Origin of the sequence: Oceaniovalibus sp. ACAM 378 (assembly GCF_008085915.1) — a bacterium.
Lineage (GTDB): Bacteria > Pseudomonadota > Alphaproteobacteria > Rhodobacterales > Rhodobacteraceae > Oceaniglobus.
The window spans coordinates 149,845-173,967 of the sequence record NZ_VSJK01000008.1 but is presented as its reverse complement, the minus strand read 5'-3'; the positions used below and the strand labels follow the sequence as shown (position 1 = coordinate 173,967).

At 62.6% G+C, this 24,123-nt stretch carries 20 protein-coding genes; 3 read left to right on the top strand and 17 right to left on the bottom strand.

Translation table 11 applies throughout. The features are described 5' to 3' along the window. Positions 1-12: 12 nt before the first annotated feature. Entirely contained in the window at positions 13-1,953 is a 1,941-nt protein-coding gene (gene dnaG / locus FQ320_RS12670) for a DNA primase (protein ID WP_148472774.1), read from the bottom strand. A gap of 157 nt (positions 1,954-2,110) precedes the next feature. Then, positions 2,111-3,721 (bottom strand): chloride channel protein, encoded by a 1,611-nt coding sequence (locus FQ320_RS12665; protein WP_255509485.1) that lies wholly within the window; start codon positions 3,719-3,721, stop codon positions 2,111-2,113. Between the two features lie 173 nt (positions 3,722-3,894). Between FQ320_RS12665 and FQ320_RS12660 the strand changes: the two genes are divergently transcribed. Together FQ320_RS12660 and FQ320_RS12655 are read left to right on the top strand one after the other, a co-directional pair. Next, positions 3,895-5,262 carry an FAD-binding oxidoreductase gene (locus tag FQ320_RS12660; protein WP_148472770.1) on the top strand — a complete coding sequence of 456 codons (1,368 nt, stop codon included), beginning with the start codon at positions 3,895-3,897 and terminating at the stop codon, positions 5,260-5,262. Positions 5,263-5,375: 113 nt separating this feature from the next. Then, positions 5,376-6,611 (top strand): Hsp70 family protein, encoded by a 1,236-nt coding sequence (locus tag FQ320_RS12655; protein WP_148472768.1) that lies wholly within the window; start codon positions 5,376-5,378, stop codon positions 6,609-6,611. 78 nt (positions 6,612-6,689) lie between these two features. Here FQ320_RS12655 and recN read toward each other — a convergent pair whose 3' ends face one another. From recN to FQ320_RS12585, 14 genes are all read right to left on the bottom strand, one after another. Continuing rightward, positions 6,690-8,339, bottom strand: a complete 1,650-nt coding sequence (gene recN / locus FQ320_RS12650; RefSeq protein ID WP_148472766.1) for a DNA repair protein RecN — start codon at positions 8,337-8,339, stop codon at positions 6,690-6,692. A 39-nt stretch (positions 8,340-8,378) separates the two neighbouring features. Further along, complete coding sequence (locus tag FQ320_RS12645; RefSeq protein WP_148472764.1) at positions 8,379-9,224, bottom strand: outer membrane protein assembly factor BamD; 846 nt, start codon at positions 9,222-9,224, stop codon at positions 8,379-8,381. A 137-nt stretch (positions 9,225-9,361) separates the two neighbouring features. Next, positions 9,362-10,282, bottom strand: a complete 921-nt coding sequence (gene lpxC, locus FQ320_RS12640; RefSeq protein ID WP_148472762.1) for a UDP-3-O-acyl-N-acetylglucosamine deacetylase — start codon at positions 10,280-10,282, stop codon at positions 9,362-9,364. Positions 10,283-10,509: 227 nt separating this feature from the next. Next, positions 10,510-12,189, bottom strand: a complete 1,680-nt coding sequence (gene ftsZ, locus FQ320_RS12635) for a cell division protein FtsZ (RefSeq protein ID WP_148472760.1) — start codon at positions 12,187-12,189, stop codon at positions 10,510-10,512. A 172-nt stretch (positions 12,190-12,361) separates the two neighbouring features. Then, the gene (gene ftsA, locus FQ320_RS12630; protein WP_148472758.1) at positions 12,362-13,696 is read right to left on the bottom strand and encodes a cell division protein FtsA; all 1,335 of its coding nucleotides are present in this window, start codon (positions 13,694-13,696) and stop codon (positions 12,362-12,364) included. A gap of 1 nt (position 13,697) precedes the next feature. Next, complete coding sequence (locus FQ320_RS12625) at positions 13,698-14,573, bottom strand: cell division protein FtsQ/DivIB (RefSeq protein ID WP_148472756.1); 876 nt, start codon at positions 14,571-14,573, stop codon at positions 13,698-13,700. After that, positions 14,561-15,457, bottom strand: a complete 897-nt coding sequence (locus tag FQ320_RS12620) for a D-alanine--D-alanine ligase (protein WP_370513056.1) — start codon at positions 15,455-15,457, stop codon at positions 14,561-14,563. Before FQ320_RS12620 ends, FQ320_RS12625 begins: the two co-directional genes overlap by 13 nt. Positions 15,458-15,591: 134 nt before the next feature. Beyond that, positions 15,592-16,512, bottom strand: coding sequence for a UDP-N-acetylmuramate dehydrogenase (gene murB / locus FQ320_RS12615; RefSeq protein WP_148472752.1), 921 nt, complete (start codon positions 16,510-16,512; stop codon positions 15,592-15,594). Between the two features lie 197 nt (positions 16,513-16,709). After that, on the bottom strand, positions 16,710-16,961 hold the full coding sequence (locus FQ320_RS12610; RefSeq protein ID WP_148472750.1) for a DUF2484 family protein: 252 nt from the start codon (positions 16,959-16,961) through the stop codon (positions 16,710-16,712). Continuing rightward, positions 16,946-17,245, bottom strand: coding sequence for a DUF2484 family protein (locus FQ320_RS12605; protein ID WP_148472748.1), 300 nt, complete (start codon positions 17,243-17,245; stop codon positions 16,946-16,948). The genes FQ320_RS12610 and FQ320_RS12605 overlap by 16 nt, the downstream gene beginning before the upstream one ends. After that, complete coding sequence (locus FQ320_RS12600; RefSeq protein ID WP_148472746.1) at positions 17,242-17,541, bottom strand: hypothetical protein; 300 nt, start codon at positions 17,539-17,541, stop codon at positions 17,242-17,244. The genes FQ320_RS12605 and FQ320_RS12600 overlap by 4 nt, the downstream gene beginning before the upstream one ends. A gap of 12 nt (positions 17,542-17,553) precedes the next feature. Continuing rightward, on the bottom strand, positions 17,554-18,957 hold the full coding sequence (gene murC / locus FQ320_RS12595; RefSeq protein WP_148472974.1) for a UDP-N-acetylmuramate--L-alanine ligase: 1,404 nt from the start codon (positions 18,955-18,957) through the stop codon (positions 17,554-17,556). 19 nt (positions 18,958-18,976) lie between these two features. Then, complete coding sequence (murG, locus tag FQ320_RS12590) at positions 18,977-20,089, bottom strand: undecaprenyldiphospho-muramoylpentapeptide beta-N-acetylglucosaminyltransferase (protein WP_148472744.1); 1,113 nt, start codon at positions 20,087-20,089, stop codon at positions 18,977-18,979. A 51-nt stretch (positions 20,090-20,140) separates the two neighbouring features. Beyond that, on the bottom strand, positions 20,141-21,307 hold the full coding sequence (locus FQ320_RS12585; protein ID WP_148472742.1) for a putative peptidoglycan glycosyltransferase FtsW: 1,167 nt from the start codon (positions 21,305-21,307) through the stop codon (positions 20,141-20,143). Between the two features lie 151 nt (positions 21,308-21,458). On the opposite strand from FQ320_RS12585, the gene FQ320_RS12580 reads away from it, so the two are divergent. Next, positions 21,459-22,667, top strand: coding sequence for an NAD(P)/FAD-dependent oxidoreductase (locus FQ320_RS12580; RefSeq protein WP_148472740.1), 1,209 nt, complete (start codon positions 21,459-21,461; stop codon positions 22,665-22,667). Positions 22,668-22,697: 30 nt separating this feature from the next. Here the strand turns inward: FQ320_RS12580 and murD are convergent, their stop codons facing one another. Continuing rightward, positions 22,698-24,089: a UDP-N-acetylmuramoyl-L-alanine--D-glutamate ligase gene (gene murD, locus FQ320_RS12575; RefSeq protein ID WP_148472738.1), complete on the bottom strand. Its 1,392-nt coding sequence runs from the start codon at positions 24,087-24,089 to the stop codon at positions 22,698-22,700. Positions 24,090-24,123 lie beyond the last annotated feature (34 nt).

The following is a 24,123-nucleotide window of genomic DNA, read 5'->3' as shown; positions in this document are numbered from 1 at the left end:
TTTACCGTTCCCTCACCGAGAGTCACGGGCCTTAGTGCCGGATTTACCGGTATTTATCTGTTCGAGCAGCGAATCAAGCCTCAAACGCTCGTCACGGTTGATTCGCGCGCCGTTTGCTCCGATCTCAAATTCGGTTCGATCCTCATTCTCAGCGCGTTCTGCGCGGTTGCGCGCTTCGACCGCCTGACCCAATCTCCAGGTCTGACCTTCATTCAACCCAGATTCGGCATCGCGCACCGCTTCTTCGATCTCGTGCCGTGCCCCACGCCGCGAATGCAGCTTTGCCAGTTCTTCGGCCACGCACAGACTCGCGATATCGAGATCACCTGGATTTCGAACTGCAGGACAGAGCGAAACATGGCGTGGCGCGAACAGTTTTTCAAGGGTTGCCGCGCCCAGAACAGCCTCCATTCTCGCCGCCGGGTCCGGATCTTGATGATACAGCAACAGCGCGTGCGCAATGGCGGCGTGGTCACTGTCGAGAAACTCGAGCCGTTCAAGCGCATCTTCGAACTGTGCCACGACCGAGGGATGGCGCAAAAGAACGGCAAGGATCACCGCCTCGCGCAGCATTTCATCCATCCGCGAATTGCCCTGTGCCAGTTGCGAGGCCCGGGTATTCGGGGTCGCCACAGCGACCTTCTGTTTCGGTGTCCAACTGGTTCTACGCGGATTGAACAGGGTCCAGCGCTTGTCCTTGATCGCGCTGCCGTAATGGGTGCGGATGTGTGGATCAGCGATTCGGCCGATCACCGCACGCAGTGCCTTGTCCAGCGCCGCGCGGCGTTCGGGGCTGTCGAAGACCCCGCCCTCGGTCTCGCGCTGCCACAACAGATCGACCATCGGCCGGGCATCCATCACAAGCTTTTGCATCGCGCCGGCACCCTGTGCCTTCAACAGGTCATCCGGGTCCATTCCCTGGGGCAGCAGGCAGAACCGCAGCCCCTTGCCCGCCTCCAGCAATGGCAGCGCCGTGTCGATCACCCGATGTGCCGCCCGCAGACCCGCCGTGTCGCCGTCCAGCGCGATCACCGGTTCATCGGCAATCCGCCACATCATGCGCAACTGATCTTCGGTCACTGCCGTGCCCAGAGGGGCGACGGCACCGGCGAATCCTGCTTCGGACAGGGAAATCACGTCCATGTAACCCTCGGCGACGATCACGGTCGCGCCTTTGCCCGAAGCCTCGCGGGCACGGTTCAGGTTGTACAGGGTGCGCGATTTGTCGAACAGCGGGGTTTCCGGCGAGTTCAGGTACTTCGCCTTGTCATCGGGATCCATCGCCCGACCGCCAAAGCCGATGGCGCGGCCTTGAACATCGCGGATCGGAAACATGATGCGGTTGCGAAACACGTCATAGGGCGGTTTCCCGGGGCGTCCGGTCTTGACCAGACCGGCCTCCAGCAACAGATCGTCGGCCACGCCTTTGGCGCACATGGCGTCCGACAGCCCCTGCCAGCCAGAGGGGGCAAAGCCGATTTCCCACCGCTCCTGCGCGGCCTCGGACAGTCCACGTCTCACCAGATAGGCGCGCGCATCCGCCGCCCCCATCGTTTTAAGCTGCAGACGGAAATATTGCACCGCCTGTTCCATGACTTCGATCAGGCGGCTGCGCGCATCGGCCTTTTCGACCGCCTGCGGATCTTTGGCCGGCATCGGCATCCCCGCCTCGCCCGCCAGAATCTCGATCGCTTCCATGAAACTCACGTTTTCGGTTTCACGCACGAACTTGATGGCATCGCCGCTTTCGTGGCAGCCAAAGCAATGATAAAATCCCTTGCGGTCATCCACATGAAAAGAAGCGCTTTTTTCCTGATGGAAGGGGCAAGGCGCCCACATGTCACCCTTGCCTTGATTGGATTTTCGGACGTCCCACGTCACCTTTCGCCCCACCACCTGTGACAGGCTGATGCGGGTCTTCAGTTCGTCGAGAAATCCGGGGGGCAGAGACATGCAGATGATATTGGCCTAATCGTCGCGAGTGTCCAGCCACCTTCGGCAGCCGAGGCGCGCCTGTCGACCAAATTCAAGCCTCCGGATCAGGGCGAGCGACGCTCGGCCAGAGCAATCGACACTCGGCTGGTCTCGCGCCAAAGAAATCGAACTTTCCTCAAGATCGCTCTGCCGACGTTGTCGCCAAGGCCCTGTTATAGGCGCGCAGGGCATCGACGTGGAAAAGTGCGCCGAGGATTTCAGGTTCTTCCCCCGACGCCCCCAGCCGCACAACCGGAATATACGCCCGGCCGGTTTCCTCGAACATCGGAAGCGCGGTTTTCAGCGTCGCGTTGCCCTCTACCATGTCGCCCGCCTCGATCGCGTCCCAAATCCCGTCGTCAGGCGGCGCGCGGGGATCATCTGGTTTGCGCATCACGTTGGAAACCCGGAACATCGACAACAGATAGGCCTGCGGCCCGCGGGAAATGGCAATGTTGCGCCGCTCCAACTGGGTAAGGAAAAACGACCGGTCCACCAGCCGCGAGGCCAAGGCGGTGGACAGCGACACCGCCACCATCACCGCCAGTCCGGTCTGCCAGTCCCCGGTCAATTCAAACACGATCAGCGTCGTCGAGATCGGCGCGCCCAGAACTGCCGCCGCCACCGCGCCCATCCCGGCCAGCGCATACAGCGTCTCGGAGCCCGAAACGTTGGGAAACACCCCGGTCGCAATCAGCCCAAAGGCCAGCCCGGTCAAAGCACCCAGCATCAATGAAGGTGAAAACACCCCGCCGCCCATACGCCCGCCCATGGTGATCGCCACCGCGACGGTCTTCAGAACGGCAAAGACGATTGCCTCGTGCAGGATCAGATTGCCGGTCAGGGCGCGGGACGTCGTCTCGTATCCCACACCGATGATATGGGGAAACCAGATCGCCAAACCGCCCAGCAACGCCCCCGCCAAACAGGGTCGCAAGGCGCGCGGCAGACGAATCGCAGCCTGCATCCGCGTCCCCATTTCATCGGCCCAAAAAATTGCCCGCATCAGCACAACGGCAACCAGACCACAGACCAGCCCCAGCATCAGAAAGGCGGGCAGCTCCACATAGAATTCAAGAACACCGTCAGGGCCCAACGAAAACTCGGTCACGTCGCCAAAGGCCAGCCGGTTGATTACCGTTCCCGCGACCGATGCGATGACGATGGGCGCAAAGGCATGAACCGCAAAATGGCGCAGCACGACCTCAAGAGCGAACAGCGCCCCGGCGATGGGCGCATTGAAACTGGCCGACACCGCCGCCGCCACGGCACAGCCCAGCAGATTGCGACCGGTAATCCCATCGGCATGGATCAGGTTCGACACCCAGGACGATACCACCCCGGCCAGGTGCACCACCGGCCCCTCGCGCCCGGATGATCCCCCCGACGACAGGGTGATCATCGATGCCAGCGCACTGGCCAGACCGGCGCGTTTTTCCACCCGCCCGTCGTGCAGCGCCGCGCCCTCGATCACGTCAGCCACCGCGCGCACATGCCCGTCGGGGGTGAATCGATCAAGGATCACACCTACGACCAACCCGCCGATGGTCGGAATCAGCAAGATCCAGTACCAGTCCAGCGTGTTGGCAAAGCTGTGAATATATGCCGGGTCATCAGTGCCATACAGTGCGGATTGCAGCCAGCTGATGCTCTTGCGAAACCCCAGCGAGGCGAACCCCGCCGCCACTCCGACGATCAGCGCGATGAACCAGAACTGCACCTGCCCCGGGCCGCGATGGCGCAGCATACGCCAGCCCCGGCCTCCCGCAGCCCTTGCCCTTGCAAAGAGGATGGGTCGCCGTCGCGCGTTTCTGCTCGCTGATCTCGGGCGTGACATGCCCCCACCCCGTTCTTGCGGGGCTTTCGCAGGTGCGAACAACTCCCTAGGCTTGGACGGACGGCGACGCAGGAGGGCCACGTATGACGAACCAGCAGGCATTGTCCGAATTATCCTCCTTGTTAGGGGATAGGTTCAGCGCCGGGAAGTCCGATCTCGATCTGCATGGCCGATCCGAGACGCATTTCCCCCATTTGCCGCCCGATGCAGTGGTCTATCCGGGCAGCACCAAAGACGTGCAGGCCATTGTCGCGATCTGTGCGCGCCATAGATGCCCGGTCACCGGATGGGGCGCGGGCACCTCGCTTGAGGGCGCGGCACTGGCCATGCGCGGCGGAGTCACCGTCGATTTCAGCCGGATGGACAAGGTGATCGAGGTGAACGCCGAAGATATGGACGTCCGCGTCCAGCCCGGCCTGACCCGCGAGGCGCTGAACCGCGAGCTGCGGGCGACAGGGCTGATGTTTCCGGTCGATCCTGGCGCGAATGCCTCGCTCGGGGGAATGGCTGCGACCCGAGCCAGCGGGACGACGGCGGTGCGCTATGGCACGATGAAGCAGAACGTGCTGGGATTGCAGGCGGTGCTGGCCGACGGACGGATTATCCGCACCGGCAGCCGGGCCCGGAAATCATCCTCGGGATATGACCTGACCTCGCTGCTTGTCGGATCCGAGGGCACCCTGGGGTTGATCACCGAACTGACCCTGAAACTACAGGGCATCCCCGAAGCAGTCAGCGCGGCGACCTGCGCATTCCCGGACATCGGTGCAGCGGTCGATGCGGTGATCGCGACGATCCAGTCCGGCGTGCCCATGGCACGGATCGAATTCGTCGATATCGACACGGTGGCCGCCTTTAACTCCGTGAACGGCGCAGACATGCCGCCCCTGCCCCATCTGATGGTCGAATTCCACGGCTCGCCGCAAGGCACCGAGGAAGACGCCGCTCGGTTTGGCGAGATCGCAGGCGAATTCGGCGCCGGAAACTTTGCCTGGGCCAGTGCCGCAGAGGACCGCAATCGCCTTTGGAAAATGCGCCATGAGGCCTATTGGGCGATCCTGCAAACCCGCCCCGGCGCACGCGCCATTGTCACGGACATCTGCGTGCCGATCTCTCGGTTGGCAGAGGCGGTGGAACAAACCCGCGCCGACATTGCAGAATCGCCAATCCCCGGTCCGATCCTTGGGCATGTGGGTGATGGCAACCTGCATGCGATCCTGCTGGTGAAAGATGACGCAGATATGCAAGTAGCGCAAAGGCTGGCCGGGCGGATGGCCGACCGCGCATTGCGGCTGGGCGGCACGATCACCGGCGAGCACGGCATCGGCATGGGCAAACTGGGGTATATGGAAGCCGAACACGGGGCAGCCTGGGATGTGATGAGCGATATCAAGCGGGCGCTGGATCCATTGGGTATTTTCAACCCCGGCAAGGTGGTGCGGCAGGATTGAGACGCTTCGCCCGGGGCGTCGGGCGGGTTTGAGTATTTGTGCAAAGAAGAAGCAGGGGTTGCGGTTCCAGTCCCTTCCCGGTAGGCGGCGTTCCTTTCAACGGAGACCCCGCCATGGCAACGCTCGGCATTGATTTCGGCACGTCGAATTCCGCCTGCGGGGTGCTGGTGAATGGACGCCCACACCTGATCGAGATCGAGCCGGGCGAAAAGACCCTGCCCACAGCCGTTTTCTTTGATTTCGACGCCCGGCGCACGCTGTTCGGCCACAGCGCCAACCGCGCCCTGATCGCCGGAACCGAGGGGCGGTATATGCGGGCGTTGAAGCGGGTGCTTGGCACGTCGTTGATGCGCGAAAAGCGTCAGTTGATGAACGAGCGGGTGGATTTCATCGATATCATCGCGCGGTTTCTGTCGCGGCTGAAGACTGGGGCCGAGGCGGCCTGTCACACCGAGTTCACCCATGCGCTGTCCGGACGCCCGGTGCATTTTCATTCCTCCGACCCGGTTCGCGATGCACAGGCGCTGACCGATCTGACGGAATGCTATGCCAGAGCCGGGTTTGCGGCGGTCGAATTCCTCTATGAACCCGAAGCGGCCGCGATCGCCAACGGCGCTCTGTCAACCGACGGACCGGGGCTGATCGTCGATATCGGCGGCGGGACCTCGGACTTTACGCTCTACACGGCCCGGGCGGGCGCGATCGAAGTGCTGGCCAGCCATGGACTCCGTCTGGGCGGGACCAATTTTGACCGCAGGCTGAGTCTGGATCACGCGATGCCGCTGTTCGGCGCGGGCGGCGCAATCCGCAACACTTTCGGCGACGGCGCCCTGCCAGCCCCCAACGGGCTGTTTCATGATCTGGCCAGTTGGGAGAAAATCCCGTTTCTCTATTCCGCACAGACCCTGCGCGACGTGCGCGCAATGGCCCGGCAGGCGGTCGACCATGCACCCTTTACGAGGCTTTTGTCGGTGCTGGAGTTGGAACTTGGCCACGACATCGCCTTTGCGGTTGAACGGGGCAAGATCGCGGCGAATGCGGGCACGGGACGGATCGATCTCGCGGTCGTGGAGCGCGGGCTAGATGTCGCGCTGACGGCCGGCGAGGTTGGTGTATCGCTGAGCGATCAGGCGCGGGCCATCGGCGATGCGGCGGGCGAAACCTGTGCGATGTCCGGGGTTGCGCCAAAGGATGTGGGCAGTGTGGTGTTCGTCGGGGGATCGTCGCTGATGCAGGTGGTGATTGACCGGATCACCGAGATGTTTCCCGGGGCGGATCAGAAACGCTCGGACCCTTTCACCGGCGTGGTCGATGGGCTTGCCATCAGCTCGGCAAGTGCATTCAGGTGAAATTTCGGTAGGATTTTTTTGATAATTTCCGGGATGTTCATGGCTGAAATTAGGTTAGACTAGCACATATCCAACAATTCAACCGGCCAGCAGTTTTGCCGCCGCCCCTCGCGCTTCGTCTGTCACCGTGTCGCCCGAGAGCATTCGCGCGATCTCGTCTATGCGCTGATCGGGGTTCAGGGGGATAACGTTTGAGGTGGTGACATCGCCGCTGACGGTTTTTTCCACCCGCCAGTGGTGTTGCCCCAGTGCAGCGACCTGGGGCGAATGGGTGACAACCAGCACCTGTTGCCCCTCGGCCAAAGCCGACAACCGCCGCCCGACAGCATCGGCGGTGGCCCCGCCGACACCCCGGTCGATTTCGTCAAAGATCATTGTCAGGCCGGTGGCTGCGCGGGTCAGGCAGACCTTGAGCGCCAGCAGGAACCGCGACAATTCCCCCCCGGATGCGATGCGGCCCAATTGTCCGGCGGGCGCGCCGGGGTTGGTGGCGACGGTAAACGAGACGGTATCGCGCCCGTCGGGCCCCGGATCAGCTGGGGTGATTTCGGTTGCGAAAACCGCACGTTCCATCTTCAGCGGCGCGAGTTCAGCCGCCATCGCGACATCCAACCGCGCCGCCGCCGCGCGCCGCAATTCGCCCAACCGAAGTGCCGCCGTGTCGTATGCGGCGCCAGAGTCCTCTACGGCACCGTGCAGGCGCGACAGATCGGCGGCGCCCGCGTCCAAAGCCTCGATCCGGGTGCGCAATCCGTCTGCGAATCCGCTCAGATCGTCGGGCTGAACCGAGTGTTTTCGCGCCAGAGCCCGGATGGCGAACAGCCGTTCTTCGGTGAATTCCAGCGCATATGCATCAAATTCAAGCGCATCAAGACAGGTGGACACGCCCTGTTCGGCCTCGCCCAAGGCATCGAGTGCCCGGCCCAACGCCTCAATCGGCGCATCAAGCATACCCTCGGCTTCGGACGCCGCGCCGTCAAGCCAGCGCGCAGCATCGCCCATTTGCCCCTCGGCCCCCTGCCCGCCCAATGCGTTCAACGCACTGACGATCCCTTCGCGGATGCGTTCGGCACCCTGCATCCGGCGACGGGCCGAGTCGAGTTCGGCCTCTTCGCCCGGTTGCGGATCAAGCGTGTCGAATTCAGATATGGCATGGCGCAGGAATTCTTCTTCGGCGCGCAGGGCGGCCAGCGCAGTCTCGGCCTCGGCCAGTTGTTTACGGGCCACAGCCGCCGCACGCCACGCCGCGCGGGTTCCGGCCAATGCAACCTCGGCCCCGGCGAATTGATCCAGCAATGCCATATGACCGCGCGGATTCAGCAATCCGCGATCATCATGCTGCCCGTGCAGTTCGACCAGTGTATCGGACAGCGCGCGCAGCACTTCACCCGACGTGCGGCGGTCGTTTACAAATGCGGTCTTGCGCCCGTCACCGCTGTTGATGCGGCGCAGGATCAATTCGTCGGACTGGGGCAGACCGGCTTCGTCCAGAACGGCGCGCGCAGGGTGATTGGGCGACAGATCGAACCAGGCCGTCACCTCGCCCTGTTCAGCCCCCTGTCGGACAAGATCGGCACGACCGCGCCAACCCAGAACAAAACCCAATGAATCCAGCAGGATGGATTTGCCCGCCCCGGTTTCACCCGTCAACACGTTCAGGCCGGGCTGGAACATCAGTTCAAGCCGGTCGATCAGCAGCATGTCCCGAATATCAAGCCCGCGCAGCATTTTTGTTTATCCAACCGGTGGGGAAACCCCCACCGTACCTCACAACCACTCGCCTTTGAGCACCTGACGATAGACATCGCTGAGCCAGCTTTTGCCCGACGGTTCCAAAGCCAATCCGCGCCCGGTCAGCAGGGTAAAGCCATCCTGATACCATTCGGACGAGCGGAAGTTGTGACCGAGAATTGCACCAGCCGTTTGCGCCTCGGCGTTCAGACCCAACGACAGATAGGCCTCGATCAGGCGAAACAACGCCTCGGGCGTGTGGGTGGTGGTCTGAAACTCCTCAACAACCACGCGAAACCGGTTGATCGAGGCAGGGTAATGTTTGCGCTTAAGATAATAGCGACCGATTTCCATTTCCTTGGCCGCCAGATGATCGAAGGCCAGATCGAATTTGAGAATCGACGAGCGGGCATATTCGCTGTCGGGGTATTTCTCGATCACTTCGCGCATCGCCTGCAGCGCTTGAAAGGTCAGCCCCTGATCGCGGCCCACATCATCGATCTGGTCGTAATACGACAGCGCCATCAGATATTGCGCATAGGCCGCATCCTCGTCAGCCGGATAGAAATCCAGAAACCGCTGCGCTGAAGACCGCGCCGCCTCGTAATCCTCGTCACGGTGATAGGCAAAGGCCTGCATGATCAGCGCGCGCTTGGCCCACTCGGAATAGGGATACAGCCGCTCGACCTCACCGAAGTAACGCGCGGCCTCATCTGGTTTTTTCGCCTCAAGCTCGAATTCCGCGCGCTTATAGATGTCTTCGGCGGAAAAGCTGTCAAGCGGTTGCTGGCGGCTGGAAAAGGAATTGCCGCACCCCGACAGGATCAAGGCGACGAGAATCGTCGCGCCCGCCATCCGATGCCTGCTGTTGCCAAAGATCATGCCACGCTCCTCAAACTCTGCCGGTCCGCACTGGAACCGCGACAGGGCCGAACCCACTCTCGCACCATGGTTTAGCACAGATAAATTCGGGGCAAAACGTCTTTAGGTCGCAAAAGTGCTGCGCGCGACGTATCGTTTCACATTGCGCGCGGGGCGTCCTGACGCGACAGGCCCACTCCGGGCAGGCGGGCCACCATCGGAGCGTCGCAGATCACCATGCGGCAAGCGTCAGGGCGGGCGAAAAGCGTGCGCAACAACGCGTTGGTCATCGCGTGCCCGGCCCGGTATCCGGTGTAGCGGCCCAGCAACGGCGCACCGGCCAGTGCCAGATCGCCCAAAGCATCCAGCATTTTATGGCGCACCGCCTCGTCACGGTGGCGCAGACCGCCGGGCGACAGAACCTCGGCGCCATCGACAACAACGGCATTGTCCAGCGTACCACCCAGTGCCAGACCCCGGGCGCGCATCGCATCCACATCGGACTGACGGCAAAAGGTGCGGCTGTCGCAGAGTTCGTGAACGAAGGCACCGTTCGACATCACGAGATGTTTTTCCTGAACACCAATGGCGGCATCCGGGAAATCGATGTGAAAATCGATCTCCAGCGCGGTTCCCGGCTCAAGGCGGGCAAAGGCATCGCCATTGCGCACTTCGACCGTCGACAGCACCTCGAATGCGCGGATCGGCGCGTCCAGACGACGCAATCCCTTGGACAGAATTCCGGTCACAAAGGCCGCAGACGACCCGTCAAGGATCGGCACTTCGGGCCCGTCCAGTTCGATCAGCAGGTTTTGGATGCCGCATCCGGCGACGGCCGCCATGATATGTTCAATCGTCGAAACGCTGACGCCCTGTGCATTCGCAATCTCTGTGCACAGTTGCGATGGGCGCACGGCATCCCAATGGGCGGGAACCAAAGCGTTGCGATCCGTGATATCCGTGCGGCGGAACCATATGCCATATTCAGCCGAGGCAGGACGCAGGGTCATACGCGCCGGACGGCCCGAGTGAAGGCCGAAGCCGGAAAAGCTCACTGGTGACTTCAGTGTGGTTTGCATGGTTCGCCTCTTGCGTTATCTGTCGCACCGATGCCAGGCCCGGGCGTTAACATCAGCTAATCACAAGAACGGATTGAAACAATTCAATCTTTGTAACGGTCTGAAACAACAGATCACGGCCACGGCGGAAACCTGCCTCATTTCTGATGTTTTGAATTTATCAGATTGTTATTAAACGAAAAAGGCCAGCTTGCGCTGGCCTGATCCGTATAAGTTGTGACCCCGCGTCAGTTCGCTTGACGGCGCAGGAAGGCCGGAATCTCGATCCGCTCCTGTTCGGGCGACAGTTCTTGCTCGGCCTGATGGCTGACCTGAGGCTGTTCGCGACGCACCGCAGGCTGTCCGGCGGCGGGGCGATCGCCCTGACCCTCCTGATGTCCGGTCATCCGGTTGATCAGCGAATTGATCCCGAAACGCGGCTTGTCCGCTGCCGATGCGGGCTGGGCCGGGGCGCGTTGTGCTGCCGGTTGCGCGGCGGGTGCCGGACGCTGCTGGGGCTGTTGGCCCGGTGCGCGCTGAACCGCGTTTTGCAGTCGCGCCAGTGCTTCGGGCGATGGGGTGCCGGGACGCGGGGCGCGGGGGGCCACAAAGGATTCCGCATCGTGATGGTCGGAAACGCTTTCGACCCGAGGCTGGAATGCCGCTTGCTGACGCACCGGCTGTGGTTGCGGACGATAGGCCGGGGCCGGCAGGTCATCGACGGGTGCGGCGCGCTCAAACCTGTCGTCGGCGCTATTCCGACCCGTGTGCATATCGGCGAAGAAATCGTCGATCTCCTCCTCGACCGGCTCGGGCCGCACGCGGGCGACTTCGGCGACCTGAGGAATGTGGCGCGGTGCGGGCGCAGGTGCAGGGGCCTGAACCTCGTCCTCAAGAACCGAGGTCGTGCGCAGCGGTTCGGCCATCCGGCGACGCGGCACCGGGACATCGTGAACTACGGGGCTGGCGTCGATCCCGGTGGCAACGACGGACACGCGCATGCGGCCTTCCATCGCCTCGTCCAGGGTCGAACCGACGATGATATTCGCCTCGGGGTCGACTTCTTCGCGGATGCGGTTGGCGGCTTCGTCCAGTTCGAACAGGGTCAGGTCATGCCCACCGGTGATGTTGATGAGAACACCCTTGGCGCCGCGCAGGCTGATTTCATCCAGCAGCGGGTTGGCAATGGCGCGTTCGGCGGCTTCGATGGCGCGGTTGTCGCCCTCGCCCTCACCGGTGCCCATCATCGCCTTGCCCATTTCATCCATCACGGCGCGGACGTCGGCAAAGTCGAGGTTGATCAGGCCCGGGCGAACCATCAGATCGGTCACGCCCTTGACGCCCTGATACAACACATCGTCGGCCATGCTGAAGGCTTCGGTAAAGGTGGTGCGTTCGTTTGCCAGCCGAAACAGGTTCTGGTTGGGGATGATGATCAGCGTATCGACCATTTTCTGAAGAGCTTCGACGCCCTCCTCGGCCTGCTTCATCCGCTTGGAGCCCTCAAACTGGAACGGTTTGGTGACGACGCCCACGGTCAGAACGCCAAGTTCACGGGCTGCTTGTGCGATGATCGGCGCGGCGCCGGTTCCGGTGCCCCCACCCATTCCGGCCGTGATAAAGCACATATGTGCCCCGGCCAGATGGTCGACGATCTGTTCAATGCTTTCCTCGGCAGCCGCAGCGCCGACGCTGGGGCGGGCTCCGGCGCCCAATCCCTCGGTCACCTTGACGCCCATCTGGATCCGGGCCGGTGCCGTGGACTGCTGCAATGCCTGAGCATCGGTGTTGGCCACGACAAATTCGACACCGTCGAGTTCTTTCGCGATCATATTATTCACAGCATTGCCACCTGCGCCACCGACACCGAACACGGTGATCCGGGGCTTCAGTTCATCCTGCTGAGGCATGGTGAGATTCAGTGCCATGATTTCTGTCCGCCTGTTTTTCGACCCACTTCGGGGCGTTGCTGCCTTGATTTTCGACGATTCTATAGAGTCGTAAGCCTCACGTCATCCAAAAAAGGCAAATTTGCCACAAAATGTGGCCTTTTCTTGGCCGATTTCGGCGGTATTTCGCCCCGGTCCCATCATCTTGCGTCTACCAGTTGTCCTTGAACCATTTCACGGCCCTTTTCAACGACCGTGAAGGATATCTGTCGGCTGGCACTTCGAAGTCCCACCATTCGTCCTGCGGGTGCGCTGCGAAAAGGCACAGTCCCACGGCGCTGGCAAACCCCGCGCCCGTCGCGGCCTGCGGCAGGCCCTGAACCCGCAGCGGCCGGCCAATCCTGACCTGTTGGCCAAGGATCTTGGGTGCAAGCCCGTCCAGCCCCGGAATTTGGCTCGCACCTCCGGTCAGGACAATCTGCTGGCTGGGCAGGTACTCAAATCCGGCCCCGTCAAGACGCATGCGCACTTCCTCAAGGATCTCTTCGACCCTCGGGCGCATCACACCAATAAGTTCGGCCCGGCTGACCGTGCGGCGGTCCAGTTCCCAGTCGCCGGTCTCGCCGCCGATCTCGATCATTTCGCGGTCGTCCACGCCGGTGGCCACGACCCCGCCATAAAACGTCTTAATCCGTTCGGCGACCGCAAGCGGCACCTGCAACCCCTTGGAAATGTCCGAGGTCACCTGATCGCCACCCATCGCCACGGTATCGGCATAAATCATGTGTTTCTTGATAAAGATCGACATCCCGGTCGCACCGCCGCCCATATCGATACAGGCGGCGCCCAACTCTTGCTCGTCCTCGACCAGACTGGAAATACCCGACACATAGGCAGAAGAGGCAAGCCCGGCGAGTTCAAGATCGCACCTCTTGATACAGTACAGAAGATTGCCGATCACGTTGCCGTCCACGGTCAGCAGATGCATGTCACAGGACAGTCGGTTACCGATCTGGCCGCGCGGATCGTTCATCCCGCTGCGGTGATCCAGCGCAAAGTTGACCGGCTGCGCATGGAGCACCTGCCGCCCCTCGCCGATATCGGGCACATCGCAGGCGCCCATCACCCGCGCCACGTCCTGTTCGGTTACGGCTGAATTCTCCAGATCGACCTGCCCGGCCAACCCATAAGACCGGGGCGCGCCCCCTGCCAGACAGGCGATCACATGGTCGACCCGGACATTGGCCATCTTTTGTGCTGCCTGCACCGCGGTGCGGATCGCGCGTTCGGTTTCCTGCATCGTGTCGATTTCGCCGAACCGCACGCCGCGCGACCGGGTGGTGGCCGCGCCGATCACCCGGAAACTGCTTTGCCCGGCCATCGACCCCACGCCATCGCTTTCGCGAAATTCATCGACCCCGTCAAAGCGCAGCACAAGGCAGGCAATCTTCGACGTTCCGACATCGAGGATGGCGATCACCCCGCGCTGCATCGCAGCTTTGCGCATCGCCCGCATGGCGCGCTGCGATTCATAGAGGTCTTTCATCTCAATCCACTCCCAATTCCAGAAGCCTGATCTGGCGCAACTCTTCCGACGCCACTTCCCCCAGCCGCACAGTGGGCCGTCGGTTGTTGCGCATGTCGATGTCCACAACATTGCGGGCAAGGATATCCTGTGCCTGATCCAGCGCGATCACCTGTTCCAACGCGTCGATCGCGCCCTCTTCGGGCAGCATGATCCGCTGACCGTCGGCCAGGATCACATCCCAGCGCCGCTCCCCGACCCGGACCAGACCGCGCAGGCGATCCGACAGCGGTGCCCCGGTGGCAACCAGAGCGACACCCTCGGCCACCGCTTTTTCCGCACCCCATCCGGCAATCAGCGGCAGATCGTGACGGACCGACCGACTGGCCAGCGGGGCAACGCGGTGGCCCTCGACATCCAACAGATCAAGCGAGTCCTCGTTGCGCCAGACGGCAACCGGGACGCGTTCGACCACTTCGATCTGCAACACGCCGCCCGGACGGATACGCAGATCGGCCCGTGCCACAGCATCCAGAGCGGCGACGTCGTGCAGCATCTGCGGCAAGTCCAGATCAAAGGAAGACACCGGGAAATCCACCGGGACTGCCTCGCGGATATCGTCGGCGACACCTGCCGAAGCACCGTCAATCGCCATCAGCTTGACCATGAATTCGGGCCGTTCGCGCACCGCCGCCTTGATGTCATGCACCATCAGCGTGATTGCATCGCGCCGCTCCTGATCGGCCAGATACAGGCCCAGCGCCGACGAAAGGCAAAGCACCGGAAACCCGACCCAGACCAGACGGCGGATGAACGGCGTCAGCAGCAGACGCTGCATCCGGTACGCCATGCGGGATGGGGCGGGATCGCGGCGCGGCGCGGTTCTTATCTGTCGCATGACGCATCCTCGACCATCCAGGCGCAGAGCTCGCCAAACGTTATGCCGCAATGGGCCGCCTGTTCGGGTGCAAGCGATGTCGGCGTCATTCCCGGTTGAGTGTTGGTTTCCAGCAAGATCAGCCCGTCCAGCCCGCGGGTTTCATCCCACCGGAAATCGGTGCGCGACACGCCCCGGCACCCCAACACCTCATGGGCGCGCAGGGCAAAGTCGAGACAGGCCGAGTGGATTTCACGCGGGATCACGGCAGGCACCACATGGCGCGATCCGCCGGGTTTGTATTTCGCGTCGTAGTCATACCAGCCGTCGGTCACGATATCCGTGACGGTCAGCGCCCGCGCATCATATTCGGCACCCGCCCCCATGACTGTGGTGGTCAGCTCGCGCCCCGGTGCAAACCGTTCAACCATCACCCATTCAGGCATATCGGCAGAAAGTTGCGGTGGGCCATTCGCCGCCTCATGCACCAGATAGACCCCGACGCTCGACCCTTCGTTATAGGGTTTGACGACATAGGGCGGGTCCATGACATGAGAGGCCTGAACATGCCGCGCTTGGGCCAAAAGCGATGCAACCACCGGCAGGCCGGCCTTGCGGAACGCGTCTTTGCTGCGCTCCTTGTCCATCGCCATGGCCGAGGCAAGCACGCCAGAGTGGGTATAAGGGATGCGCAGCCATTCCAGCAGGCCCTGCACACAGCCGTCTTCGCCCCACCGTCCATGCAGAGCGTTGAACACCACATCCGGGCGCTCTTCGGCCAATCGCGCAGGCAAATCGACGCCCGCGTCCAGAGTGACCACGTTGAATCCTTCGCCCCGCAGCGCAGCAGCGCATTCGCGCCCCGACGACAGAGACACCTCGCGCTCGGCCGAGGGTCCGCCCATCAATACTGCAACCTTGAGGGATGTCCTGCTCGACATACCCGTCACTTATCGCCTCGCATGGCCTGTATCGGCCATATTTTTAATTATTTCGGGCTGGTTCGCCCGTTTCTGCCTGGTCTTGGTCGTGTACGAAATCAGGGTGCCGGTTCGCCGACACGCATAATTTCCCACTCTAGACGAATTTCGCTGTTTTGAAAGACCTTTTCGCGCACCTCTTCGCCAAGCCCCTCAAGATCTGCGGCACTCGCATTGTCGGCGTTGACCAGAAAGTTGGGGTGCTTTGGCGACATCTGTGCCCCGCCCCGTCTGTGACCGCGCAGACCGGCATCATCAATCACCTTCCACGCCTTCAGATCATGGGTATCGTCGGCCGCGCCCGTACTGGAAAACCCCGCCGGATTGCGAAAGGTGCTGCCCGCCGTGCGATCCTTGGTCGGCTGGGTGGCATCGCGTTTTGCCAGTTGTTCATCCATCCGCGCGGACAGCACCGCCGGATCGCCCGAGGGCGCTTTGAACGTGGCATCGATCAGCACCGCACCGTCCGCCAAAGTGGAATGGCGATAGCTGAAATTCAGCTCATCAGGCGTCAGCGTTATCAGCGATCCATCGCGCAGCACCGCCCGGGCCTGCATCAGATCATCGGCAATATAACGCCCGTAGCACCCCGCATTCATTCGCACCGCCCCGCCGATGGCGCCGGGAATGGTGCGCAGAAACGTCAGGTCTACGCCTTGCTCGGCGGCTTTGCGCGCCACATGCGCATCCAGTGCGGCGGCCCCGGCAGTAACCATGGTGCCGTCAATCGTGATGGTGTTGAACCCCCGCCCAAGGCGGATCACCACGGCACGGATTCCCCCGTCGCGCACGATCAGGTTGCTGCCCACGCCCATGGGAAACACCGGAATATCAGCGTCGAGATCACGCAGGAAGGATTGCAGATCCTCGATATCCGCCGGCTGAAACAGATAATCCGCAGGCCCGCCAACGCGCAGCCATGTCAGATCAGCAAGAGGACGGTTCGCGGTAAGAATGCCGCGGGGGATGGGAAGGGTCATGGGATGCTCGCAGTTTTCTGCCTTTTAGAGCATGTGGCCTTTGAAATGAATCAAATTCCACCCAAGGATTTCGCGAATTTCGATCTGACAGATTTCCGCCAGCCCCATATCGCGTTCAGTCATATGCATAATCCCGGGGATGCTTGAGCGCGTGCCGCTATATGGACAATGCCATATCGAGGCGGCGGCATCCGGCTTCAGGGCCGGTGGGCGCGGCGCTTCATCCAGTCCACCAGATGCCGCAGGGGCCAGCGCAGGATTGACGCTCCGCCTGCCAGCACCAGCAGACCCACCCAGGGGCCATGCTGCCAGGTGACGAACCCCAACAGCGGAATGCCGACCGCAATCAGGCACCATGCCAGCGGCCAGTGATTGCGCCCGCTGGGCAGGATGGCGCCGACGTTGGCCGCAAGGAACCACAGGCTGGCAAGGATCAGGGACAGGGACATCGGGGACTCTCCTCACTGGCTTGCGCGCTTGTCTCGGGGTGGGAAATGGTCAGACCGATCATCCGCCGCGCCAGATAGATCAATGGCCTGCGAAACATCGACAGGGCGGCAGCCAGCACAGCCAGCGCCACCCAGGGTCCATGCGCAACGCCGATCCAGCCGATCAAAACCGGTGCGCCGATCAGCAACGCGATGCCGGGTGCATATTGCCGGCGCATCGGCAGTATCGCCGTCAGGGACGCGACTAGAACCCAAAGGCAGCCAGCGATCAGTGCCGCGCTCACAACGCACCGCCTTCACGCCATTTCAGCGGGCCAACCGCCTGCCCCAGCAGAAGCAGAACGACGCCGGGAACGACCATCCATGGCATGTCGGGACCGTTCAGCAAACTGCCCCCGATGTTGAGCAGAACGGCAATCGCCAGCCCGCCAATCACCGCTCTGCCTCCCATGTTGAGCAGAACGGCAATCGCCAGCCCGCCAATCACCGCTAGCGCGGCCACGGGCCAGACCAAGCGAAAAGGCAGGCTGATCCCCGACCAAAAGCCCGGCCCGAAGGCAGAACAGAGGAGGAGGAACATGACCTCCATCCATCAACCGTCCGAAGCAAGTCGCGCTGGCAACCCGTTCGCCCAGGTCGAAATCGTACCGGCGCCAAGGCAAACCACGATATCACCGGGCCGCGCCTGTTCGCGCACCAGACGTTCCAGATCATCTTCGTCGCGGATGGCGCGGGCGTGACGATGGCCGTGACGGATCAGGCCAGTGACCAGATCGTCGCGCCCGGCGCCTTCAATCGGCTCTTCACCGGCTGCAAAGACATCGGCAATGGCAACCACATCGGCCTCGTTGAAACAGGTGCAGAAATCTTCGAACAGCGAGGCAAGCCGCGAGTACCGGTGCGGCTGATGCACGGCGATCACCCGGCCTTCGCTGGCCTGACGCGCGGCTTTGAGAACGGCGGCAATTTCCACCGGATGGTGACCGTAATCGTCGATGATCGTCACGCCGTTCACTTCGCCCACCCGGGTAAAGCGCCGGTTGACGCCACCAAAGGCGGCCAATGCCTTGCGGATTGCATCGTCGGACATGCCAAGGTGCCGCGCCACGGCCACCGCCGCAAGGGCGTTGGAAACGTTGTGATCGCCGGGCATTGGCAGGGTGCAGCCCTCGATCACCACATCCTCGGCCTGAAGCGCGATATCGAAATGCGCGACGCCTTTTTCATACCGCAGGTTCACCGCCCGCACATCGGCCTGAGCGTTGAACCCAAAGGTGACGACACGCCGGTCGGTGATCCGGCCCACCAGCACCTGTACTTCGGGGTGGTCGGTGCAGCACACGGCAAGCCCGTAGAACGGGATGTTGCTCACGAAATCCAGAAACCCCTGACGCAGGGTGTCGAAATCGCCCCAATGCTCCATATGTTCGGGATCGATATTGGTCACGATAGCGATGGTGGCGGGCAACCGGTTGAAGGTGCCGTCGGATTCGTCCGCCTCGACGACCATCCATTCGCCCTGCCCCATCCGCGCGTTCGATCCATAGGCGTGGATGATGCCGCCGTTGATCACGGTCGGGTCGATCCCGCCTTCGTCCAGCAGGGCCGCAACCATGGTGGTTGTCGTCGTCTTGCCATGGGTGCCCGCGACGGCGATGTTGGATTTCAGCCGCATCAGTTCGGCCAGCATTTCGGCCCGGCGCACCACCGGCAAGCCGCGCAGACGGGCAGCGTCCAATTCCGGGTTGCCCTTCTTGATCGCCGACGAGATCACGACCACCTCGGCCTTGTCCAGATTCTCGGCGCGCTGCCCGGTGAACACGGTCGCGCCCAAAGTCTCCAGCCGTTCGGTGATCGGCGATGCCTTCAGGTCAGACCCCTGCACGGTATATCCGTGGTTCAGCAGCACTTCGGCAATGCCGGACATGCCGATGCCGCCAATTCCGACAAAGTGAATGGGTCCCATCTGAGTGGGCAGTTTGGTTGCAGCGTTCATGGCGGGCTCTTTCAGGACATCAAACATCCGCAGTCTCCTGGCGGTTCTCGGGCGGTAACAGGGAATCGATCAGCGCGACAAGGCGCTGGGTGGCATCGGGACGGCCCAGTGACAGGGCGGCGGCGGCCATCCGCGCCGCACGGACGGGATCGGACAGGATGGCAGCGGTTTCTGCGGCAAGGGCTTCGGCTGTGAATTCGGTTTCGTTCATCAGGGACGCGGCTCCGGCCTCGACCAAGGCACGGGCATTTGCGGATTGCTCATCGCGGATGGCGGCGGCCAAGGGAACCAGAATCGCCGGACGGCCAATCACGGTTATGTCAGCCATGGTCGACGCACCCGATCGGGTGATCACCAGCTGCGCATCGCGGAACCGCTGCGGCGCATCGTCAAAAAAGGCCCGCACATCAGCGGTGATCCCGGCGGCGCGATAGGCCTCGGTCACCCGCTCGTGATCCTCGACCCGGGCTTGATGGGCCACGGTCAGACCCGCACGCCGCGCGTCGGGCAGCAGCGCCAGTGCGGCGGGAACAACATCAGACAGAATGCGTGCGCCCTGACTGCCCCCCATCACCAGCACCGATGCCCTGTCGCCCGGCAAATCATAGGGACTGGCGGCCAGTTCCAAAATTGCGGCACGAACCGGATTGCCGATATGCACACCTTTGACACCGCCGGGCAGAGCCGTTGGCCAGGTGCCACAGGCAACCGCATGGACATGGCGGGCGAAAAGCTGGTTCACCCGGCCAAGCACGCCGTTCTGTTCATGGATCAGTCGGGGCAGACGCAGCATGGTGGCGGCAAGCATCGCAGGAACAGCGGGATAGCCGCCAAATCCGATGACAACGGCAGGCGGATCGCGGCGCATCGACGCCCGCGCCCGCATTGCCCCCGCCAGAATACGAAACGGCACCGCCGCCTTGGCGAACAGGCCACCCCGCGCAAAGGTGGCGGCTGGCACCTGTTCGATCCCCACGGCCCCCGGAAATCCGTCGGTATATCGCGCACCGCGGGCGTCGGTCGACAGTTTCACCCGCCAGCCTCGCGCCAGCATCGCTTCCGCCAAGGCCTGCGCCGGGAACATATGCCCGCCCGTGCCGCCTGCGGCGATCACGATCAGCGGCGCACTCACCGCCCGGGCACCGCGATGAGGGCCGGCACGGACCGAAGAGCGCACCGCATCTCAGCGCCCCCGCTGGATCAGGATATCGCCGATTTCACCCTGCGGACGCACCCGCGTAAACGCCAGCAACATACCGACGGCAATACCGCTCGCGATCACCGAAGAACCGCCATAGCTGACGAAAGGCAGCGTCATGCCCTTGGCCGGCAACAGCCGCACCGCGACGCCCATGTTGATCATTGCCTGCACGCCGAACACACAGGCCAGACCCGTGCCCGCAAGCCGGATGAACGGATCACGCTCGCGCATCAGCCGGATCAGCGACCGCACGACCACGGTGGCGTAAAGCGCAATGATGCACATCACCAAGAGCAGCCCGTATTCTTCGGCGGCCACCGCGATGATAAAATCCGTATGCGCGTCAGGCAGCGACCATTTGACCTGCCCCTCGCCGACGCCGACACCCCAGAAACCACCTTCGCGGATTGCATTTGTGGCATAGCCAAGCTGCGTCGTCGGATCCAGATCGGCCGACAGGAACCCATCGATCCGCCGCGCAAAGTGTTGCGAGTTGTTATAGGCGAAGGTGCCCAGAAACACGACGCTTGCCGCCAGCCCGACAAGCAGGGTGATCGGCGCCCCGGCAACGAAATACATCACGCCCCATGAAAACAGCACCAGCGCCGCCTGACCGAAATCCGGCTGCAATGCCAGAAATGCCACGACCGTAACGCACAGGATCAGCGAGAACGTCTTGCCCGGCGGTCCGCCCACCTCGTAACTGGCGGCAAGCATCCAGGCGGCGACGACGATGAACCCGGGCTTCAGAAACTCGGATGGCTGGAGGCTGGCAAAGCCAAGCGAATACCATCGCACTGCACCCTTGCCGAAATCCGTGCCGAACACCGGCAGCAACGCAAGCGCCACAAATGACCCCATGAACCCGATCACCGCCAGACGCCGCACCAGAACGGGCGACATCAGCGTGGTGATCCACAGCGCCATCAGGGCCGCGCCACCGAACACGGCCTGTTTCTTGACATAATAAAACGGTTCGAACCCGTTGCGCGCGGCCAAAGGCGGCGACGCCGCAAGCCCCAACAACAAGCCGACACCGAACAACAGCAGAATACACGACAGCGACCATCGGTCGATCGTGTTCCACCATCGCGGAAGAATCGGCTCACCGCCCTGCATGGGAACCGTGCCGTACACCATTTCTGTCATTTGACTGCTGCCCGCTGCCTTGGAACGTGCCCGGTTGTCCGGGTCTGAGCCAAACAATAGCGCGAATTTTCCGGTCATGCCAGAGTTTTGCGCGATCTCTGCCACATCGTTGCCCCCTTGCCGCGCCAACCGCAACGTGGTCACAGGAGATATGGAGCATTTCGACACCCTGATCCTTGGCGCCGGTGCAGCCGGCATGATGTGTGCCGCGCATGCGGGCCACAAAAACGGCAAGCCCGGAGGCGGCGTGTTGATCGTCGATCATGCGCGGGCACCGGGCGAAAAAATCCGGATTTCCGGGGGTGGGCGGTGCAATTTCACCAATCTCCACACCGATCCGGCGGCATTTCTGTCGGCCAACCCACATTTCTGCAAATCCGCGCTTTCACGGTATACGCAGTGGGATTTCCTTGATCTTGTCGCGCGTCACTCGATCCCTTGGCATGAAAAAACGCTGGGTCAGCTTTTCTGCGACCATTCGGCCAAGGATATCATCGCCATGCTGCTGGCCGAGATGTCGGGCGCGAACCTATGGCTGAAAACGGCAATCCGTGCGGTTCGCCACGATGGCAAACTGTTCACCGCCGACCTTGAGCGTGACGGCACGCCGGTCACCGTCACCGCGCGCCATCTGGTGCTGGCGACGGGCGGCAAATCAATTCCCAAGATGGGTGCAACCGGGTTGGCCTATACTTTGGCGCGGCAATTCGGCGTCCGGCTGACCGACACGCGCCCGGGTCTAGTGCCGTTGACCTTTGGTGACGATGTCATGGCCCGCTTTCGTCCGCTGGCCGGAGTTGCCGCGCCGGTGCGCATCAGCGCGGGTGGGACGAGCTTTGATGAAGCGATGTTGTTCACCCACCGCGGGTTGTCCGGTCCGGCGGTGCTTCAGGCCTCATCCTATTGGCACGAAGGCGAAGCGGTTCTTGTCGATCTGTCGCCCGGCGTTTCGCTGTTCGATACTCTGCGCGAAAGGCGCACAACGGCGGGGCGCAAGGCGCTGGCAACCCATCTTGGCGATCTGCTGCCTGCACGGTTGGCCGCCGATCTGGTTGCCGCGCACGGGCTGAGCGGCAATCTGGCCGATTGTTCCGACGCCCGCCTGCGCCAGGTCGCCGATCTGTTGCACGGCTGGGAATTGCACCCGTCCGGCACCGAGGGCTACCGCACCGCGGAAGTCACCTTGGGCGGCATCGACACCGGTGATCTGGACAGCCGCACGATGGAGTGCCGCCCCTGCCCCGGTCTGTTCGCCATAGGCGAAGCGGTGGACGTGACCGGCTGGCTGGGCGGATACAACTTTCAATGGGCCTGGTCATCGGGTTGGGCGGCAGGCCGGGCCATCGCCGAACGGGCCTGACGCGGCATCACCCTGCCGCTCCACCAAAACTCAGAGCAGTTTCGCCACCTCGGCCACAAAATCATCACCGCGTTTTTCAAAGTCGGCGTATTGATCAAAGGACGCCGCCGCCGGGGCAAGCAGCACCGTATCGCCGGTTTCCGCATCGGCGGCGGCCCGGGCCACGGCAACGGCCATGGTTTCGCAGATCTCATGCGGCACCGATCCCAGTTGCAGCGCAAATTCCCGGGCCGAGTGACCGATAAGATAGGCCTTTTTCACGCCGCCCAGATGTGGCGCCAAAGCCGAGATACCACCGTCCTTACCCAGCCCTCCGGCGATCCAACGGATGTTTTGAAACGCCAAAAGCGCCTTTTCGGCGCTGTCGACATTCGTCGCCTTGCTGTCGTTGACGAAACGCACACCGTCCTTTTCACCCACAAGCTGACTGCGGTGGGGCAAACCGGCAAAGCTGTGCAGCGCCTGCTCAATAATCCGCGGCGCCAGACCCAGCGCCCGCGCCACCGCAAAAGCAGCGCAGGCATTTTGATGATTGTGAGTGCCCGGCAGCCCTGAAATCTCGCGCAGATCGATATTCGCCATCTGACGGCCCTTGCGCCACTCGCTCAGGAATCCCTTTCGGGCCTGCACATACCATCCCGGTCCGGTCAGCTTGCGTGCCACCGATACGCGGATCAGCCGGTCGTCGGCGGGCCCTTCGGCCAGTTGGTTGGCCAGATAAGCGCCCTCGGGCTCATCCACGCCGATCACCGCGCGATCTGGTCCGCCTTCGGCAAACAGGCGCCGCTTGGCCGCGAAATAGCCACCCATTCCGCCGTGGCGGTCCAGATGATCGGGGGTCAGGTTGGTGAAAACGGCGATGTCAGGCGTCAGCGCGCGCGCCAGTTCGGTCTGATAGCTGCTGAGCTCCAACACGATCACCGCAGCTTCGCCGGGCGGATCGATGTCCAGAACACCGCGCCCGATATTTCCGGCCAATTGCGTGGGGCGACCCACCGATGTAAAAATGTGGTGGAGCAGTGCCGCAGTGGTGGATTTGCCATTGCTGCCCGTCACGGCCACGATACGCGGCAGGATCTCCAACTGATCCCAGACATTCACCGCCAGAGAGCGGAAAAACAGGCCGATGTCGTTATCGACGGGAACACCCGCCTCCATCGCAGAGCTGATCACCGGATGCGGCGCGGGATAGAGATGGGGAATTCCCGGCGACACGATCAGCGCGGCGATTCCGGTCCAGTCGTGCGACGGATCGGCCACGGTAAAGCCTTCGGCCTCGGCCCGCTCCCGGCCCTCGACGCTATCATCCCAACACAGGGGTTCGGCACCGCCCGCCTTGAGAGAGCGGGCCGTCGCGATACCCGACCGGCCCAGACCAAGAACGGCGACACGGGCGTTTTCGTAACCTTGGGCGGGGATCATGGCATGCCTTCAAATTGCTGTGCGCTCAGGCTTT

Bases quoted from the DNA above. Each gene is read 5' to 3' on its own strand.
- dnaG (WP_148472774.1), bottom strand. From the start codon at position 1,953: ATGTCTCTGCCCCCCGGATTTCTCGACGAACTGAAGACCCGCATCAGC.
- FQ320_RS12665 (WP_255509485.1), bottom strand. From the start codon at position 3,721: ATGCTGCGCCATCGCGGCCCGGGGCAGGTGCAGTTCTGGTTCATCGCG.
- FQ320_RS12660 (WP_148472770.1), top strand. From the start codon at position 3,895: ATGACGAACCAGCAGGCATTGTCCGAATTATCCTCCTTGTTAGGGGAT.
- FQ320_RS12655 (WP_148472768.1), top strand. From the start codon at position 5,376: ATGGCAACGCTCGGCATTGATTTCGGCACGTCGAATTCCGCCTGCGGG.
- recN (WP_148472766.1), bottom strand. From the start codon at position 8,339: ATGCTGCGCGGGCTTGATATTCGGGACATGCTGCTGATCGACCGGCTT.
- FQ320_RS12645 (WP_148472764.1), bottom strand. From the start codon at position 9,224: ATGATCTTTGGCAACAGCAGGCATCGGATGGCGGGCGCGACGATTCTC.
- lpxC (WP_148472762.1), bottom strand. From the start codon at position 10,282: ATGCAAACCACACTGAAGTCACCAGTGAGCTTTTCCGGCTTCGGCCTT.
- ftsZ (WP_148472760.1), bottom strand. From the start codon at position 12,189: ATGGCACTGAATCTCACCATGCCTCAGCAGGATGAACTGAAGCCCCGG.
- ftsA (WP_148472758.1), bottom strand. From the start codon at position 13,696: ATGAAAGACCTCTATGAATCGCAGCGCGCCATGCGGGCGATGCGCAAA.
- FQ320_RS12625 (WP_148472756.1), bottom strand. From the start codon at position 14,573: ATGCGACAGATAAGAACCGCGCCGCGCCGCGATCCCGCCCCATCCCGC.
- FQ320_RS12620 (WP_370513056.1), bottom strand. From the start codon at position 15,457: ATGGGCGGACCCTCGGCCGAGCGCGAGGTGTCTCTGTCGTCGGGGCGC.
- murB (WP_148472752.1), bottom strand. From the start codon at position 16,512: ATGACCCTTCCCATCCCCCGCGGCATTCTTACCGCGAACCGTCCTCTT.
- FQ320_RS12610 (WP_148472750.1), bottom strand. From the start codon at position 16,961: ATGTCCCTGTCCCTGATCCTTGCCAGCCTGTGGTTCCTTGCGGCCAAC.
- FQ320_RS12600 (WP_148472746.1), bottom strand. From the start codon at position 17,541: ATGTTCCTCCTCCTCTGTTCTGCCTTCGGGCCGGGCTTTTGGTCGGGG.
- murC (WP_148472974.1), bottom strand. From the start codon at position 18,957: ATGAACGCTGCAACCAAACTGCCCACTCAGATGGGACCCATTCACTTT.
- FQ320_RS12585 (WP_148472742.1), bottom strand. From the start codon at position 21,307: ATGACAGAAATGGTGTACGGCACGGTTCCCATGCAGGGCGGTGAGCCG.
- FQ320_RS12580 (WP_148472740.1), top strand. From the start codon at position 21,459: ATGGAGCATTTCGACACCCTGATCCTTGGCGCCGGTGCAGCCGGCATG.
- murD (WP_148472738.1), bottom strand. From the start codon at position 24,089: ATGATCCCCGCCCAAGGTTACGAAAACGCCCGTGTCGCCGTTCTTGGT.